Here is a 17,639-nt window from a genome sequence, read left to right as displayed (position 1 = left end):
TTATGGCACTCCGACCTGCACGCAGCAGGCCGGTTTCGTGCTACTTACGCTGACGCTGGCGTGAATGTACCGCCGTCAGCAACGCATCGATTCTGTCATCCTCCGCTATCGCTTCCAGCGTTACACTGAGTTTACGTCGCCAGTTGGGATACTGATCGACGGTGCCCGGCACGTTGACCGGCAGTGCCATATCCAGCCACTCTTCCGGCTGCAAACCGAGCAGCGCACACTGGCTGCGGGCCAGATAGCGATGGATCGCCTGACTAAGCTGATGACTCATGCGCACGCTGGCCCGCCGGAAGCGGCGGCGCGGCGGCAGGTCACCGCTGCGCAACAGCGTACGCAGCAACGCCTGTTTAGCCAGGCGCCGATCGCGATACAGGCCAGCGAGAATCGCCCGATCGGGGTACAGTCCGAGAGCACTGCCCAGCCGCAAATCGTCACTTTGCCACCAGCCGCGCAGCGTCGGCATATCATGGGTGGTGGTAACGGCCATCGCCTGACGCGGCCACGTCGCTGGCGCGCGGAAGTGGCGCTGCGATTCCTGCTCAAAGTAGAGCACTTTGTAGGAGTACACACCGGCGTCGCGCAGTTTATCAACGATGGCTTCCGGCACGGTGCCCAGATCCTCGCCAATCACCATGCAACGATGGCGCTGGCTCTCCAGTGCCAGAATCGCCAGCAAATCATCCACCGGATAGTGCACATAGGCACCGTGCGCCGCGCTTTCATCCTTCGGTATCCACCATAAACGCAGCAGCGCCATCACATGGTCAATGCGCAGCGCGCCGCAGTCGCGCATGCTGGCGCGCAGCAGGTCGATCCACGGTTCATAGCCGCGCGCGGCCATCACCTGCGGGTCCATCGGCGGCAATCCCCAGTTCTGACCGAGCGGACCGAGGATATCCGGCGGCGCGCCAACACTGGCGTCCAGGCAGTAAAGCTGCCGATCGCGCCAGGTTTCCGCGCCATCCGCCGCCACGCCCACCGCCAGGTCGCGATACAGCCCGATCGCCATCTGCTGCTGCTGACACAGCTGCCAGCAGGCGGCGAATTGCTCTGCCGCCAGCCACTGCAGCCACATGTAGAAACGCACCTCGTCGCTGTGCTCGATGCGGAACGCCAGCACTGCCGCACTGTTCGCCTGCTGCCATTCGGCCGGCCAGTGTTGCCAGCCATAGCCCGTGCCATCCTGGGCGCTGCGCGCCGCGTGCAGCGCATCAAACAGCCCCTGATGCAGCAGGCTGTCGCCCCCGGCACGCACAAACTCCGCAAACGCCTGCGCCTGTCCATCATCTGCCGTGCGCCGGCGAAACTGCTGCCAGGCAAGCCGCAGTCCCTGCAACTTAAGCCGGGTGACGGCAGTGTAATCCACCCATGCGGCGTCACGCGCTGCCCGAATCGCCTGCTGCGTCTCCTCAGCTTGCCACCAGGCCTGCGCCGCGTCGCTGAGGCCAAAATCTGCCACAGCGCCCACGTCGATATAGAGGATGTTGAGCCAACGCCGGGAAGAGGGACTGTAAGGGCTGGCGCTCTCCGGTGCGGCAGGAAACAGCGCGTGCAGCGGATTGAGCCCGACAAACGCGCCGCCGCGCCGCGCGGTTTCAGCGATCATCTGCCGCAGATCGCCGAAATCCCCGATGCCCCAGTTAGCCGCAGAGCGCAGCGTATACAGCTGAATACAGCTGCCCCACAGCGATTCGCCCGCCAGCAGTTCCGCAGGTTCGTAGCAGCGGCGGGGTGCCACTATAATCGGGCAACGGTGACACTGTAACTTCTGAGTCAATGTCAGCTGGTGATAACCGGCGGGCAACGCGGGCAACACCAACGCTTCACCTGGCTGGCAGCGCCCGGACCAGTTTTCGCCGCTTTCGCTCGTCAGCTGCCATTCCGCATCGGCGCTGAGCACCGGTGCCAGACTCAGTGGCTGTCCGACATAAAAAATCACCACCGGCGGCAGCGGTGCGGAGCCGTTCGCAGGGGCCTGCATCAGCGCAGCGAGACGCTGATGGGTAAGAGCAGAAATCTGCTGCGGTTTTCCGTGCGCATCAATATATTCCGCAGCAATAAGCGCGTCAGCACGGCGATCAAGAGCATCTTTGGGTTTCATGGCGTTCCTTAGCGGCTGGCCTGCCAGATACGTTGCTGATAGTCACGAATGGCGCGATCGGCACTGAACATGCCGCAACGCGCGGTATTGAGGATTGCGGCGCGCGTCCAGGCCTCAGGATCGGCCCACAGCGCTTCAACCTGCTGCTGCGCGTTGAGATAGTGGCGAAAATCAGCCAGTACCAGATAAGGATCGCCGCCTTGCGCGCCCAGGCTGTTGACCAGATCGCTGAACGCCGTGCGGTCGCCGTTACTGAAGGTGCCATCTTCCAGCGCGGTCAGCGCGCGATCCAGCTGCGCGTCCTTACTGCGCCAGTTCAATGGCGAGTAACCGGCCTGTTTCAGCGCGCTGACCTGCTCTACGGTATGGCCAAAGATGAAGATATTCTCTTCACCGACCTGCTGCGCGATTTCAACGTTGGCCCCATCCAGCGTACCGATGGTGAGTGCACCGTTCAGCGCCAGCTTCATATTGCCGGTACCGGATGCTTCTTTGCCCGCAGTAGAGATCTGTTCCGAGAGATCGGCGGCCGGGATCAGGCGCTCGGCAACCGACACGTTGTAATCAGGGATAAAGACAATTTTCAGCCGGTCGCCGACGCGCGCATCGTGGTTAATGGTCTCTGCTACTTTATTGATGGCGTAAATGATGTTTTTCGCCAGCGCATAACCCGGCGCCGCTTTGGCACCAAACAGCATCACGCGCGGAGCCAGATTGGCCTGCGGATCGCTGACCAGCGTTTGCCACAGCGCAATCATGTGCAGCAGCATCAGGTGCTGCCGTTTGTATTCGTGCAGCCGCTTGATTTGGACGTCAAACAGCGCATCAGGCTGCACCGCAATGCCGGTTCGGGCGGCGATCCACTCTGTCAGTGCCTGCTTGTTGTGCTGCTTAATGGCGCGATATTCGGCGCGGAAGGCGGCGTCATCGGCGAATGGCGTCAGATCCTGCAGCGCATCGAGATCGTTAAGCCACGGACGCTGCAGCGTTTTGTTGATCAGCGCCGCCAGCGCCGGATTGCACTGGTTGATCCAGCGACGCGGCGTGATGCCGTTGGTGACATTGTGAAACTTCTCCGGCCACAGCGCGTGATACTCGGGGAACAGGTCCTGTACCACCAGCCGCGAGTGCAGCGCCGCCACGCCGTTGACTGCAAAGCTGCCGACCACGCACAGATTTGCCATGCGCAGTTGCTGATCGTGCACCAGCGCCAGTTTTGACCAGATCGCCTGATTACCCGGCCAGCGCGCCTCAACCTGCTGTTTTAGCTGCGCATTGAGCGTATTGATGATCATCAGATGGCGCGGCAGCAGGCTGCGCACCAGGCGCAGGTTCCAGCACTCCAGCGCTTCCGGCATCAGCGTGTGGTTGGTATAGGCGAAGGTGCGCTGGGTAATGCGCCATGCGTCCTGCCAGCTGAGCCGGTGCTCATCCAGCAGCAGGCGCAACAGCTCCGGGATGGCCAGCGTCGGATGCGTATCGTTCAGCTGGATCACTTCATAATCCGCTAACGTTTCGATGGATCGTCCCGCCGCCTGATGACGGCGCAGAATATCCGCCAGCGTACAGGCACACTGGAAATACTGCTGCATCAGACGCAGCTTTTTGCCTGCCTGATGGTTGTCATTCGGGTAGAGCACTTTGGTCAGTTTTTCCGCCTCAATGCCTTGCTGTTCTGCACGCAGAAAATCGCCGTTATTGAAACGCTGGAGATCAAACGGTCGGGCATGCTTTGCCTGCCACAGACGCAAGGGCTGCGTGATGCCGTTGCGGAAACCGACCACCGGCAGATCCCAGGCTTCACCCTGCACAACAAAAGCAGGCTGCCAGTGCGCCACGCCGTCAATGGTGGTCACGCTGCCGCCCAGTCCGACCTGCACGTCAAGCGCCGCGTTGTGGCGAAACCAGGGATAACGATCGCGCTGCCAGTCATCCGGCTGTTCGTGCTGCGCGCCCCCGACAAAATGCTGGCGAAACAGACCGTACTGGTAGTTCAGGCCATAGCCGAGCGCAGGCTGGCCGGTGGTCGCCATCGCATCGAGAAAACAGGCGGCCAGCCGTCCCAGACCGCCGTTGCCCAGTGCCGGATCGGTTTCACGCTCCAGCACGTCACTCAGCGTCACGCCTGCTGCGGCCAGCGTCGCTTTAACGCCGTCGTACCAGCCGAGATTCAGCAGATTGTTGCCGGTCAGCCTGCCCAGCAGAAACTCCATTGACAGATAATTAACGTGGCGCTGTCCGCCAGCGGCCGGCTGCACCGGTATATCCGCCAGCAGTTCGGCCAGCGCGCCGCTCAGCGCGTGCCACCACTGGTCGGGGCTCATTTCCTGCGCATCCGGCAGGCCAAAACGTTGCCACTGGCGCACCAGCGCGGCAGAAAAACGGTCAGGGTCAAATGTGGGCAGTGCCATAGGGAAACTCCAGTCGAATAAATAGGGTTACAGGCAGTGTGACGCTGCCGCCAGGCGGCTACCTCCTCCTGTAAAAAATTCCACGGGGAGGACAGGGAGGGTGGAGAGGCTGAGGTAAATCTGAAAGCGCGGCAGGAGTGTGATAACACTCGCTTTTGTAAAGCGTAACTAATCAGTTCGCTTGCATTCAGTAACCGAATCTCCGAACGTGTATGACTATTAATTACGAAGCGTAAAAAAATGATGCGCTGAACGTTAACGGAGAAGCGTGCGCCCATGTTGATACCCTCAAAACTGAGTCGTCCCGTTCGTCCTGAAAGCACGGTTACCCGCGATCGTCTGCTGCAAAAGCTCAGCGCAGCGGCGAATTACCGGCTGGTGCTGATTGCCAGCCCGGCGGGCTACGGCAAAACCACGCTGGTATCGCAGTGGGCGGCTGATAAAAGCGAGCTGGGCTGGTATTCATTAGACGAGGGCGACAATCAGCCGGAGCGCTTCGCCGATTACCTGATCGCCGCGCTGCAGCAGGCTACCCGCGGCGCATGCAGCCGCAGCGAGACGCTGGCGCAAAAGCGTCAGTACGTGAACCTCAATGCGCTGTTCGCCCAGCTGTTTAATGAGCTGGCCGCGTGGCAGCAGCCGCTGTGGCTGATCATCGATGATTATCATCACATCACCAATCCTGCCGTGCATGAAGCGATGCGCTTTTTCCTGCGCCATCAGCCGGATAACCTGACGCTGGTGGTGCTGTCCCGCAATCTGCCGCAGTTGGGTATTGCTAATCTGCGCGTGCGTGAACAACTACTGAAGCTGGGCAGCCAGCAGCTGGCCTTCACCCATCAGGAGGCGAAACAGTTCTTCGACTGCCGCCTGAGTGCGCCGCTCGCGCCGGATGAGAGCAACCGTCTGTGTGATGATGTAGCAGGTTGGGCGACTGCGTTACAGCTGATCGCACTGTCCACCCGTCAGGGCGCGGCATCGGCGCAGGACTCCGCTCGCCGGCTCTCCGGTATTAATGCCAGCCACCTTTCCGATTATCTGGTCGAGGAAGTGCTGGATAACGTCGATGCCGCCACGCGCCATTTTTTGCTGAAGAGCGCGTTATTGCAGTCGATGAATGATGCGCTGGTCGCCTGCGTGACCGGTGAAGACAACGGGCGCATGCGGCTGGAAGAAATTGAACGTCAGGGGCTGTTTATTCAGCGCATGGATGATTCAGGGCAGTGGTTCAGCTATCACCCGCTGTTCGGCAGCTTTTTGCGTCAGCGCTGCGAATGGGAGCTGGCCAGCGAGCTACCGGCCATTCACCGCGCGGCTGCGCAAAGCTGGATGGCGCAGGGTTTTCCCGGCGAGGCGATTCATCATGCGCTGGCGTCCGGCGATACCGATATGCTGCGCGACGTGCTGCTGCAGCATGCGTGGACGCTGTTCAACCGCAGCGAACTGGCACTGCTGGAGCAGTCGCTGAATGCGCTGCCGTGGCACACGCTGCTGGCCAGTCCGAAACTGGTACTGCTGCAGGCGTGGCTGATGCAGAGCCAGCATCGCTTTTCTGAAGTTAACCGGCTGCTGGCGCGCTTTGAGGAAGGCTGCGACTGCGAAATTGACGACGCGCTGCAGGGCGAATTCAATGCGGTGCGCGCACAGGTGGCCATCAATCACGGCAACGCCGACGAAGCAGAGCGACTGGCACGGCTGGCGCTGGAAACGCTGCCGGAAACGCGTCGCTACAGCCGCATTGTGGCCACCTCAGTGCACGGCGAAGTGATGCATTGCAAAGGTGACCTGACCAACTCGCTGGCGCTGATGCGGCAAACCGAACAGATGGCGCGCCGCGATGAAGCCTGGCACTACGCGCTGTGGAGTTTGATTCAGCAGAGCGAAATCCTGTTCGCGCAGGGCTTTTTACAATCAGCGTGGGAGATTCAGGAAAAAGCGTTTGTGCTGGTAAGTGAACAGCATCTGGCGAACATCCCGCTGCACGAGTTTTTACTGCGCATCCGTGCGCAGCTGATGTGGGCGTGGGGCCGGCTGGATGAGGCCGAACACGCCGCGCGCGCAGGCATCAAAGTCCTGAAAGGCTATCCGCCCCAGCAGCAAATCCAGTGCCTTGGGCTATTGATTCAGTGCTCGCTGGCACGCGGCAATCTGGATAATGCGCGCAGCTATCTCAGCCGGCTGGAAAACCTGATGAATAACGGCGTGCTGCACAGCGACTGGATTGCCAACGCCGACAAAGTGCGGCTGATCTACTGGCAGATGACGGGCGATGCGCAGAGCGCCAGCCACTGGATGCGCCATACCGATAAACCCGCCTTTGCCAACAATCATTTTTTGCAGGGCCAGTGGCGCAATGTGGCGCGGGCGCAGATCCTGCTGGGCAATCTCAGCCAGGCCGAAGTGATCCTCGATGAGCTGAATGAAAATGCGCATGCGCTGCGGCTGATGAGTGATTTAAACCGTAACCTGCTGCTGCTGAATCAAATCTACTGGCAAACCGCGCGCAAAGCGGAGGCGCAGAAGGCGCTGATCGAAGCGCTGAAGCTGGCACGCAGCACCGGCTTCGTCAGCCACTTCGTGATTGAGGGCGAAATGATGGCGCAGCAGCTGCGCCAGTTAATTCAGCTCAATACGCTGAGCGAACTCGATCAGCATCGGGCCCGGCGCATTCTCAGTGAGATCAACAAGTATCACCGGCATAAGTTTGCCCATTTCGATGAGGGCTTCGTCAGCCGGCTGTTGAACCACCCGGATGTGCCGGAGCTGATTCGCACCAGTCCGCTGACCCAGCGCGAATGGCAGGTGCTGGGGTTGATCTACTCCGGCTACAGCAACGATCAGATCGCCGGCGAGCTGGACGTCGCGGCAACCACCATCAAAACCCATATCCGTAATCTGTACCAGAAGCTGGGCGTCACCCATCGCGCCGAAGCGATGCACCAGGCACAGTCAATGCTGAAACTGATGGGCTACGTTTAAGGCAGACGTCGTGTTGCGGTGAATCTCATTACCTCGCAGCACATGTATAACCTGATATGTATTAAGCAGTTCTGGCTCAGCTTTGTGCCGCGAGCTGGCGCGTCAGCCACGCATCCAGTTCGCTTTCCGGCAGCGGGCGCGCATAGAAGTAACCCTGCGCCTGATCGCAGCCGTACTCCGCCAGCGCAGCAACGGTGTCGACATTCTCTACGCCTTCAGCCAGTACGGTGTAATCCAGCTGTTTCAGCATGGTAATGATGCTGCGCGCGATAATCCGCGACGCGGTATCTGAGGCGATTTCGCTGATCAGCGCGCGATCAAGCTTGATCACATCCAGCGGCATCCGTCGCAGGTAGCCGATATTGCTGTAGCCGGTGCCAAAGTCATCCAGCGAGATGCCAAACCCACGCAGCTTCAGCATCTCCAGCCCCTGTAGCGCCGCGGGACTGTTAATAATCTGCTCGGTCTCCAGGCATTCAATGCCCAGCAGCGAGGTCGGCAGGCGGGCCTGCAGCATTTTCATTTCCAGCGCATCGGCAAAACCGGGATCTGAGAAGTCGCGACTGCTGATATTGATGGTCACCGGCAGCTGGAGGGGGCTGTGCTGCAGGCGTTTTAACCTGGCGATCGCCTTGTCGGTCACCCAGCTGGTTAAGGCACTGAGCAGCTCGGTCTGTTCCGCCAGCGGGATAAACAGATCGGGAGCGAGTTCGCCGCGCTGCGGATGCCGCCAGCGCACCAGTGCCTCCAGGCCAACGGGCCGGCCACTGTTCAGGCAGATCTTCGGCTGGAACGCCAGCCACAGGCCCTGATCCTGTTGCAATGCCGCAGCCAGATCGTTCATCAGAAGAAAGTCCTGAGTGCGGCGCTGATCGGCTACCAGGCTGAAGCTCATGGCGGGCACCCGGTTGCCAATCGCCTCATGCAGCGCACTCACCGCCCGGCGCAGCACTTCCTGCGCGCGAAGTTCTGCTGGAATGAAAATGACCTCGCCGGTAAAGCAGGTGAGGGCGACAGAGATGCCCGCGTCCAAATCCGCGCTGATCCCTGCCAGGTTTTCTGCCACCGATGCGGCGGTCAGCGGGCTGTTGTCCATGGTGAGAATCGCAAAACGCCCGGTGGCGACGGTATAAATGATGTCGTCCGCACCGGGCTGCAGGCGCAAAGGCAGTAACGTGGTGACGTGCTTCAGCAGGCTTTCCACCGGCCCCATGCCCATGGAGCGCGCCAGCTCGTAAGCGCGCGGCATATCAATGCAGTCGATCAGGATCAGCCGCTGCGGCGTTCGATCCCCGATGGAGGCCAGCCGCTGCAGGTCGCGAATCAGGCGCTGGCGGTTAGGCAGTGCCGTGACCGGATCGGTGAAGCCGGCACAGTGCCACGCTTCGAGGAATGACATCACCAGATCGGCCAGCAGCTGTAATACCTTCACCTGATCAGCGCTGAACGGGTGTGGCGCGACGTCCGTGACGCACAGCGTGCCCAGCACATAGCCATCGCGATGCCTGAGCGGCACACCGGCGTAAAAGCGGATAAAAGGGGCACCGATGATCAGCGGATGGCGGGCAAAACGCGCATCCAGCAGGGTGTCGGAGATAACTACCGCGCCGTCACTGTCCACGGCGTGGCGGCACAGCGAATCCTCGCGGGATGAGTGCTCCAGCGCAAAATTGTGGGCGGCGCAGATATGCTGATGTTCATCATCCAGAACGGAGACAAAGCTACCTGGAATACCCAGTGCCTGACTGGTCAGCCGGACAAAGTTTTGTAATACGTCGTCACGGCTTTCGTCGCGACTGCGCAGCGCCTTCAATGCCCGTGCGCGGCGATCGTCGTCACCGTTGAAATTCATCAGCATAATTTCCTCCGCGCCGGCCTGGTTCCGGTGCGAAATTTAACAGCAAAAAGTTCAGTATGCGGCCTGCAACACCCTGCCGCTGGCGTGGTTAATAAGCGTAAATATTATAATGGTCTTTCTCATGGTAGGCTTAACACCGGCATCTGTCATTTTTATTTTCTTTAACGAAATTTTTAAGCAGCGACGATTCTGATAATTTATCGTATTATTTTTATCAGTCTGGCAATAACAGGTTACCTGACCTCTCTGCTAACTCTAATTAAGTAGAGCATGCAGGCCATTACTTCCTGAGAATGAAGGCATTATTAATTTCTGGCAGGGATGAGTCGGGTAATAATGCTGGCTTTCTAATAATTAATGAGCAAAATAATAGTATCGCTGCGTATTATTACCCTGATAAAAAACGCACCTGTCGGTATATTTATCATACTGGCTAATGTTATATAAACGTATTGTTCAGTCCGCACTGTCACCGCAAACAGCAGATTTCCCTCTCAAATTATTCCCCGTTAATCAAACTCAGCAGGTGTAACACCGTTTTGGCCGGATGATTACGCCGCCAGGCGAAGGCAATGTCGGTGAACAGCGTATTATTTTCAATGTCACGAAATACCAGCTGTGGATTATTGACGCAGCACAGTGAAGCCGGCACCAGCGCAATCCCGCAGCCTGCGCCCACCATGCCGAGCGAGGAGGTAATCTGCGGTGCCTGCTGAAAGCGACTTGCGGCAAAGCCGGCGCGCAGACAGGCACTGACGATTAATTCGTACAGGCTGGGCGCCACCTCGCGCGGGAAAATAATCAATGATTCTCCGGCCAGCTGCGTCAGCGCAACACTCTGCTGCTGGCTGAGCGCATGGCTGGCCGGCAGCGCCACTTTCATCTCCTCCGTGGCGATCACTTTCAGGTTAAACGCCTTACTGCTTTCACACGGCAGACGAATGAACGCCGCATCCAGCAAACCTTCCCCTAAGTCCTGCATCAGCAGCGCCATGTTCTCTTCCCGGGTGATGAGCTCCATCGCCGGGTAACGCGTTTTAAAGGCGCGAATCAGATCAAACACCGGCGCGCCAAACGCCACCGAGCTGGCAAAACCCAGTGACATCTGGCCGCTCATGCCCCGCGCCACGCCGCGCGCCTTTTCCAGCGCCATATCGGCCAGCTGCACAATCGCTATCGCATCGGGCAGAAACGCGCGGCCCGCATCGGTCAGTTCCACGCCGCGCGTCAGGCGTTTCAGCAGCGGCGTGCCGATCTCGTGCTCCAGCCGCTGGATTTGCTGGCTGAGCGGTGGCTGCGATATGCCCAGCAACTCGGCGGCGCGGGTAAAGTGCTGCGTTTCAGCAACGGCAACGAAATAACGCAGGTGGCGAAGTTCCATATCAAAAACGTCTCGAAGTTGGCAGTTTTCACTATTGGATTCTGTGAGCCATGTAGCCCACCATGATATTAACACGGCTTAACTATCTGATTGTGAGGCAGCAAATGTGTAACTTTGTATCTGATTGTTCATGCGAAGATCAGCTAAAGGCATCCGTCACTCAACTGGGACAGCAATCACCAGAAAAGGTTATCTATCAGACCTCCCTGATGAGTGCGCTGCTCAACGGCGTCTATGACGGTTCAACCACCGTCGCGCAGCTGTTGCAGAAGGGCGATTTTGGCCTCGGCACGTTCAATCAGCTGGATGGTGAACTGGTGGCATTTGACCGGCAGATTTATCAGCTGCGCGCCGATGGCAGCGCCAGCCCGGCACGGCCTGAACAACAAACCCCGTTCGCCGTGATGACCTTCTTCAAACCGGAACATCAGCACCGCTTTGCGCATACCGCCACGCGCGATGACGTCCATCAGGTGATTGATCGCATCATAACTTCCGATAACCATTTCTGCGCGCTGCGCCTGAGCGGTCGCTTTGCCTCAGTGCAGACGCGCACCGTGCCCTGCCAGTGCCGTCCGTATCGCTCTATGCCGGAAGTGCTGGGCAATCAGCCCACCTTCGATTTTCGCCAGCGTGACGGTGAGCTGATTGGATTCCGCACGCCGCAATATATGCAGGGTATTAACGTCGCCGGCTATCACGAGCACTTCATCACCGACGATCGTCAGGGCGGCGGGCATATCCTCGACTATGTGCTGGAGCAGGGCACGCTGACGTTTGGTGCCATCAGCAAGCTGGTGGTCGACCTGCCGCAGGATCGCGAGTTTTTACAGGCCGATCTCAATCCTCAGGATCTCGATGCCGCGATCCGTTCCGTCGAAAGTTAATCGCAGAGGTGATCATGAAACAGCTTAAAACCCAGACGCTGTGGAACAGTGGCGCAGACCTGGTTGTCGCTCAGCTGGAAGCGCAGGGCGTAAACCATATTTTTGGCATTCCCGGTGCCAAAATCGACAAGGTGTTTGATTCGCTGGTAGATTCTTCCATTCAGCTGATTCCGGTGCGTCATGAGGCTAACGCGGCGTTTATGGCCGCGGCAATGGGCCGCCTGACCGGCCACGCCGGCGTAGCGCTGGTGACTTCCGGGCCCGGCTGCTCAAACCTGGTGACCGGCATGGCCACCGCCACCAGCGAAGGCGATCCGGTGGTGGCGATCGGCGGGGCGGTTAAGCGCTCTGACAGTGCCAAACAGGTGCATCAAAGCATGGACACGGTGGCGATGTTTCGCCCGGTGACCAAATTTGCCGTCGAAGTCACTGATGCCTCGGCGCTCGCGGAGTGCGTATCGAACGCGTTTCGCCATGCCGAAAACGGGCGCGGCGGCGCATCGTTCCTCAGTCTGCCGCAGGACATTGTTGACCAGCCGGTGTCAGGCAGCCTGTTACAGCGTTCAGGACACATCACGCTGGGCGCTGCGCCAGACGCGCTGGTGAATGCCGTAAGCCGCGAGATTGCGCGGGCGAAAAATCCGGTGATCCTGCTGGGCCTGATGGCCAGCCAGCCGGAAAACAGCGCGGCGATTCATGAATTGTTAACCAAAAGCCGTATTCCGGTGACCAGCACCTATCAGGCGGCGGGCGCGGTGCGGCAGGATCACTTCTCACGCTTTGCCGGGCGGGTTGGCCTGTTTAACAATCAGGCCGGTGACCGATTGCTCCAGCAGGCGGATTTGATTATCACCATCGGTTACAGCCCGGTCGAGTATGAACCGGCCATGTGGAACCGCAGCAACGCCTTGCTGGTGCACATCGACGTGCTGCCCGCCGAGACCGATAACCACTACCAACCCGACGCTGAACTGGTGGGCGATATCGCCGGGACAGTACGCAAAATCGCCGCGCAAATCACGTCGCCGCTGCAGCTCAGCGACGCTGCCGCCACCATTCTGCAGGATCGTCAGCAACAGCGTCAGCTGCTGGCGATGCAGGGTGCCAGCCTCGATCAGTTCGCCCTGCATCCGCTGCGTATCGTGCGGGCGATGCAGGACATCATTAACAGTGACGTCAGCCTGACGGTCGACATGGGCAGTTTTCATATCTGGATTGCCCGTTACCTCTACAGCTTCCGGGCACGGCAAATCATGATTTCCAACGGGCAGCAAACCATGGGCGTGGCGCTGCCGTGGGCGATTGGCGCCTGGCTGGTCGATCCGTCCCGTAAAGTGGTTTCGGTGTCGGGCGACGGCGGCTTTCTGCAATCCAGCATGGAGCTGGAAACCGCCGTCAGGTTAAAGGCCAATATTCTGCACATCATCTGGGTCGACAATGGCTATAACATGGTGGCGATTCAGGAAGAGAAGAAATACCAGCGCGTCTCCGGTGTGAACTTCGGGCCGGTGGATTTCAAAGCTTACGCGCAGGCGTTTGGTGCCGCTGGATTTTCGGTGAACAGCGCAGCTGAGCTGGAACCCACGTTGCGGCGGGCGATGGAGGTGGAAGGACCGGCCGTGGTGGCCATCCCGGTAGATTACAGCGATAACCCGCTGCTGATGGGGCAGCTGCACCTCAGCCAGCTGCTTTGATCGGCTGTCACCTGAGTCAGTCCGGACCGGCCGTCAACGTCACGGCGGTCCGGAATAATGCGCTATTTAGCGCCAGGCTGGCCGGATGGGGTTAAAAGCTCTGCCAGTCCGCGTCCATTCCGTGACCGGCGGCCACGGGTACAGCAGCCGGACGTTTCAGCGCGGAGACCGTTTTCGGGCGCTCAGCAGGTCGCGCGGACCCGGCCAGTGAAAACTGATTCACCAGGCCGGACAGGGTTTGCGCCTGATCCTGCAATGACGCCGATGCGGCAGAGGCCTCCTCTACCAGCGCCGCATTCTGCTGCGTCACATCATCCATCTGATTGATCGCCAGGTGCACCTGCGAGATGCCGGTGTTTTGCTCTTCCGCAGCCGCCGCAATTTCGCTGACTAAATCATTCACCTGGCGGAACGCGGTTTTCAGTCCGGCCATGTTCTCTTCCACTGCTTCGGCCTGTACCGCACCCGATTCCACCAGGCTGTAAGAGGTATCGATCAGCTGTTTGATCTCTCTGGCCGCCTGGGTCGAACGCTGTGAGAGGTTGCGCACTTCACCCGCGACGACCGCAAAGCCCTTACCGTGTTCACCGGCGCGTGCCGCTTCGACAGCAGCGTTAAGCGCCAGGATATTGGTCTGGAAGGCAATGCCTTCGATCAGCGTGACAATTTCGGTGATTTTTTTCGAGCTGGAGCGGATCTCCGCCATGGTGCTGAGCATATTGCCCAGCGACACCGCGCTGGCGTCTGAAAGTTCTGTCGCGTTACCGGCCAGACGATTGGCCTGGCGGGTATTGTCGGCCGTCTGACGCACGGTTTCGCTCAGTTCCGCCATACTGGCCGCCGTCTGTTCCAGCGAGGCGGCCTGCTGTTCCGTCCGCGAGGAGAGATCTTCGTTGCCGGCGGCGATTTGTGCCGACGCAGAACTGACAGCGTGAGAAGCGGTACTGACCTGCGCCAGCGCGCTGCCAACCCGGTCAAGTAGCTGGTTAAAGGCGCGGGCCATGTTGCCGACTTCGTCTTTTTTGCTGTCATCGGCGGTGACGCTCAGGTCAAGGCTGCTGCCAACGTGATCCATCACCTGCCCAATTGCTTTCAGGCTGTGACGAATGCGCATCAGGGTTAACGCGGTGAGCGTACCCAGTAACAGCAGTGTCAGCGTGACCCCGGCACTCAATCCCCAGAATGTGCGGTGATAGATCTCCTGGTTCACCACGCGCAAGCCGTCACCCAGCGACAAATTAAGCGCCATCTGCTGGCGATAATCATTTTTTAACTGACTGATGGCGCCGCCAATACCGCTTTCGGCTTCCAGCATGCCGAGCGTGACGTCATCCTGATGAGCATGCGAAGCAGCCAGAAACGCCGGCAACCGTGATTCAACCACGCGCAGCGTCGCCAGGCCTTTAATGGTCATCTGCTTATCTTCGTCGCTGGAGATATCATTGGCTAAATAATATTCTGCCAGCGTTTTAATGTCGGCCAGGCGCTGAGCGATTTCTTTCTCGACCGGCGGCATACGCGCATTGTCAGTCTGGCTTTGATGTTTATACAGGGAGAGCGACAGTTTATTGCTGCGATCGATCAGTTCGGACAGATCGCGAATAGAGGGAATCGCATTGACCTGAACATATTCAAAGCGCTCCTGAAAACCGCCTAACAGTCGCACAGAAATAATGCCCGTCACCACCAGTGAAGCTGAGAGTAAAATGAAAGCCAGGGTAAGTCTTTGAGTAATATTCATCATATTGTTACCTGGTAAAAAGTTAAAAGGAATAAAGCGACAACCCACCGTACATCGGCAGGACCTCACAAAAGGTTATTTCAAAAATTATGAATAAATTAACTTTTCAGGATCATTAATTTTGAAGTAATTAAATAACTTTCAAAATGCGTGACGTATTATTTTGCGCTAATTAACTGCTTCTTACGGTGGGCTATCCACTCACGATACTGGGCCGGCGTCATCGCCATCACCTGATGGAAGGCTTTACGAAAGGCGGTATCTTCGCTGTAACCGCACTGCAAGGCGGTCTGACGCACGCTGACGTCGGTGCTGGCCAGAATGGTACAGGCCAGTTCAATGCGGATGCGGGTAATAAACTCTTTTGGCGTCTCCTGCGACAGGGCTTTCATTCTGCGCTGCAGGGTGCGCCCGGTAACGTTGAGTGCGGCTGCCAGTTGCGCGGCATTGATGGCGGGATTTTCCAGGCGGATGATCTCCTGCGCCCGCACCAGAAACGGCGTGCTGCTTTTCCCCGCACCCGGCGAGCCGGGAAGGTGGGTGTGCAGCACAGGGTTATCGGCCAGCGACATCTCCCGGGTGAGATCCGCCACCGCCTTGCCGGCGTTTTTTTCAATGATATACAGGGCCAGCGATATCCATGAAAAACAGCCACCGCTGGTAATGACGCGCTCGTCTTCCTCCAGCGTTTTGCCTTTCGCCAGTCGCGCCTGCGGATAGCGCGCCTGCAGCATATGGCTGACCCACCAGGTGGTGGTAAAGGAACGGTTATTCAGCAAACCCGCCTCGCCAAGGATCACGCCACCGGTGCCCGCAGCAGCAACCCAGACACCCTGCTGATAGAGTTTGTTAAACCAGCCGGCAGCCTGACGGATACTGTCGAGGTTAATCGGTTGCAGGTCGGGCCCCAGCAACATGCCGGGCGCAATCACCACATCAACCGCACCAGTCCCCTGAAATGAGCTGTCGATGTGAATCAGGCGGCCTTCCGTATCCCACACCGGGTCACCGTTGGCGCTGACAATCAGCGTTTCAAAAGCTTTATCGGGAAAGCGTGCGGCGTGCACGGGGGAAGAGGCAATCGCTTTGTTGGTTATCCAGAAAAGGTCGGTCATTCCGGCAACGGCGGACAGTACGCTGCCTTCCAGGGCGAGTATGGCGATACGCATAAGGGGTTTCCTGTGTTCAGATTGTCGTGATTTGCGTGAAAAATGTGACATTTTCCGCCGCTGAAGCTTTGTGGCCTCAATAGCGGACTCTTAGTTTATCTGGCCCTTGCGGTTGTCATCGGAAAAGAAACCGGCAATACGCGGATATCAGACCAGCAGGGAAGCGGAAAGGGCGCGTGGACGAGGCGATAGGATTGGGCAAAGTCGCGGTGTGTGACAGACAACAGGGCGCGTAGCCAGCGCCACTTTCTTCGTGGCGCTGGTGCTGACGTTAGCTGAATCTTTCCGGGCGGAAGGTCGCCAGCATCGGGTGTTTAACGCCGGTGAGTATCTCCTGCGTCAGTATCTCACCGAGGATCAACGCCAGCGTGGCGCCGGAATGGGTGAAGACAACAAAACAGCCAGGAACCTGCTGCAGCTCACCGACCACCGGTTCGCCATCGCCAGGAATCGGCTTGAGACCGATTTTCCAGCTGCTGGCTTTCAGCGGCGCGCCGTCAGCGATCAGGTTACCCGCTTCCGCCATCAGCTGGTTAATGACTGCGGTATCAATGCTGTACTGCCCGTCGGCCTGCGCGACGATGTGCTCTTCATACCAGTCGTGATCGACGGCGATGGTGTTGCCGGGATTAGGCCGGACCGCCGCGCGCGGCGTATTCATTACCACCTGCAGCCGGTGATCGCCGGGCTGGCTGGTCACCAGCATAGAGACCGGAGAACCGTTGGGGATGTGCACGCCGAGCGGGGCAACCACTTCCGGCGTCCACGGGCCACACGCTACCAGTACGCGATCGGCCAGCAGCTCACCGCGTTTTTCGCTGCGAATGCCGCTGGCCCGGCCGTCTTTGGTGATCACGCTGGCTTTACCGGCGTTCTCAACGATCTCTCCGCCCAGCGCGCGCAATGCCTGAACCAGATGCTCAACCAGATGCGGCAGGCTGACCCAGCCTTCACCGGGGTTGGCAATCGCCACCTGACTCAGGCTGGCCGGATTCACCTGCGCATCGACATCACCGACCGTGGCGCGATTGATCAGCTTTGAGTCGTAGCCCTGCGCTTTTTCATAGTGATGACGCGCTTTGGTGCCCGCGTCATCGTCTGCGGCCCAGTAAATCGCGCCATCGAAGCGCAGCCAGTCGAGCTGCGGATTACGGGCAAACAGCGTGCGATAGCGGTCAATGCCCGCCATGCGCAGCGCATGGTAAGGCTGCGAACGCTCGCCCGCGGAGTTGAGCCAGGAGAGGGAGCGGCCGGTGGCGCCGGAGCAGAGTGCCGCTTCCGTCACCAGCGTGACCTGCGCGCCCGCCTGCGCCAGCTGCCAGGCGGTTGAGACGCCGAGGATGCCGCCACCCAGCACGATGACGGTTTTTGCCACGGTTTTGTCAGACATCATTCATTCCTTCTATTAA

10 protein-coding genes are annotated in these 17,639 nt (G+C 58.9%); 3 read left to right on the top strand and 7 right to left on the bottom strand.

The genetic code is table 11. From position 1 onward, the window contains the following. Positions 1–40: 40 nt before the first annotated feature. Together malQ and malP are read right to left on the bottom strand one after the other, a co-directional pair. The gene (malQ, locus tag C1Y43_RS05415) at positions 41–2,110 is read right to left on the bottom strand and encodes a 4-alpha-glucanotransferase (protein ID WP_104187310.1); all 2,070 of its coding nucleotides are present in this window, start codon (positions 2,108–2,110) and stop codon (positions 41–43) included. Positions 2,111–2,118: 8 nt separating this feature from the next. After that, positions 2,119–4,521 carry a maltodextrin phosphorylase gene (gene malP, locus C1Y43_RS05410; RefSeq protein WP_058781475.1) on the bottom strand — a complete coding sequence of 801 codons (2,403 nt, stop codon included), beginning with the start codon at positions 4,519–4,521 and terminating at the stop codon, positions 2,119–2,121. 276 nt (positions 4,522–4,797) lie between these two features. On the opposite strand from malP, the gene malT reads away from it, so the two are divergent. Beyond that, positions 4,798–7,500 (top strand): HTH-type transcriptional regulator MalT, encoded by a 2,703-nt coding sequence (gene malT / locus C1Y43_RS05405; protein WP_104187308.1) that lies wholly within the window; start codon positions 4,798–4,800, stop codon positions 7,498–7,500. Between the two features lie 76 nt (positions 7,501–7,576). Here the strand turns inward: malT and C1Y43_RS05400 are convergent, their stop codons facing one another. Beyond that, positions 7,577–9,358 (bottom strand): sensor domain-containing phosphodiesterase, encoded by a 1,782-nt coding sequence (locus C1Y43_RS05400; protein ID WP_104187306.1) that lies wholly within the window; start codon positions 9,356–9,358, stop codon positions 7,577–7,579. A 499-nt stretch (positions 9,359–9,857) separates the two neighbouring features. After that, complete coding sequence (locus C1Y43_RS05395) at positions 9,858–10,739, bottom strand: LysR family transcriptional regulator (RefSeq protein WP_104187304.1); 882 nt, start codon at positions 10,737–10,739, stop codon at positions 9,858–9,860. Between the two features lie 104 nt (positions 10,740–10,843). On the opposite strand from C1Y43_RS05395, the gene budA reads away from it, so the two are divergent. Together budA and alsS are read left to right on the top strand one after the other, a co-directional pair. Next, complete coding sequence (gene budA, locus C1Y43_RS05390) at positions 10,844–11,626, top strand: acetolactate decarboxylase (RefSeq protein WP_104093266.1); 783 nt, start codon at positions 10,844–10,846, stop codon at positions 11,624–11,626. Between the two features lie 14 nt (positions 11,627–11,640). Beyond that, a complete protein-coding gene (alsS, locus tag C1Y43_RS05385; protein ID WP_104093265.1) occupies positions 11,641–13,320 on the top strand; it encodes an acetolactate synthase AlsS in 1,680 nt (559 codons plus the stop codon). A gap of 91 nt (positions 13,321–13,411) precedes the next feature. Here the strand turns inward: alsS and C1Y43_RS05380 are convergent, their stop codons facing one another. The 3 genes from C1Y43_RS05380 to C1Y43_RS05370 form a co-directional block, all read right to left on the bottom strand. After that, positions 13,412–15,061, bottom strand: a complete 1,650-nt coding sequence (locus C1Y43_RS05380; RefSeq protein WP_104187767.1) for a methyl-accepting chemotaxis protein — start codon at positions 15,059–15,061, stop codon at positions 13,412–13,414. 158 nt (positions 15,062–15,219) lie between these two features. After that, positions 15,220–16,230, bottom strand: a complete 1,011-nt coding sequence (locus C1Y43_RS05375; protein WP_104187303.1) for a GlxA family transcriptional regulator — start codon at positions 16,228–16,230, stop codon at positions 15,220–15,222. 271 nt (positions 16,231–16,501) lie between these two features. Beyond that, positions 16,502–17,620: an FAD-binding oxidoreductase gene (locus C1Y43_RS05370; RefSeq protein ID WP_104187301.1), complete on the bottom strand. Its 1,119-nt coding sequence runs from the start codon at positions 17,618–17,620 to the stop codon at positions 16,502–16,504. Positions 17,621–17,639: the final 19 nt, after the last annotated feature.

Origin of the sequence: Pantoea sp. ICBG 828, from assembly GCF_002928355.1 — a bacterium.
Classification (GTDB): domain Bacteria; phylum Pseudomonadota; class Gammaproteobacteria; order Enterobacterales; family Enterobacteriaceae; genus Pantoea; species Pantoea dispersa.
This window is presented reverse-complemented; position numbering and strand designations above follow the sequence as displayed.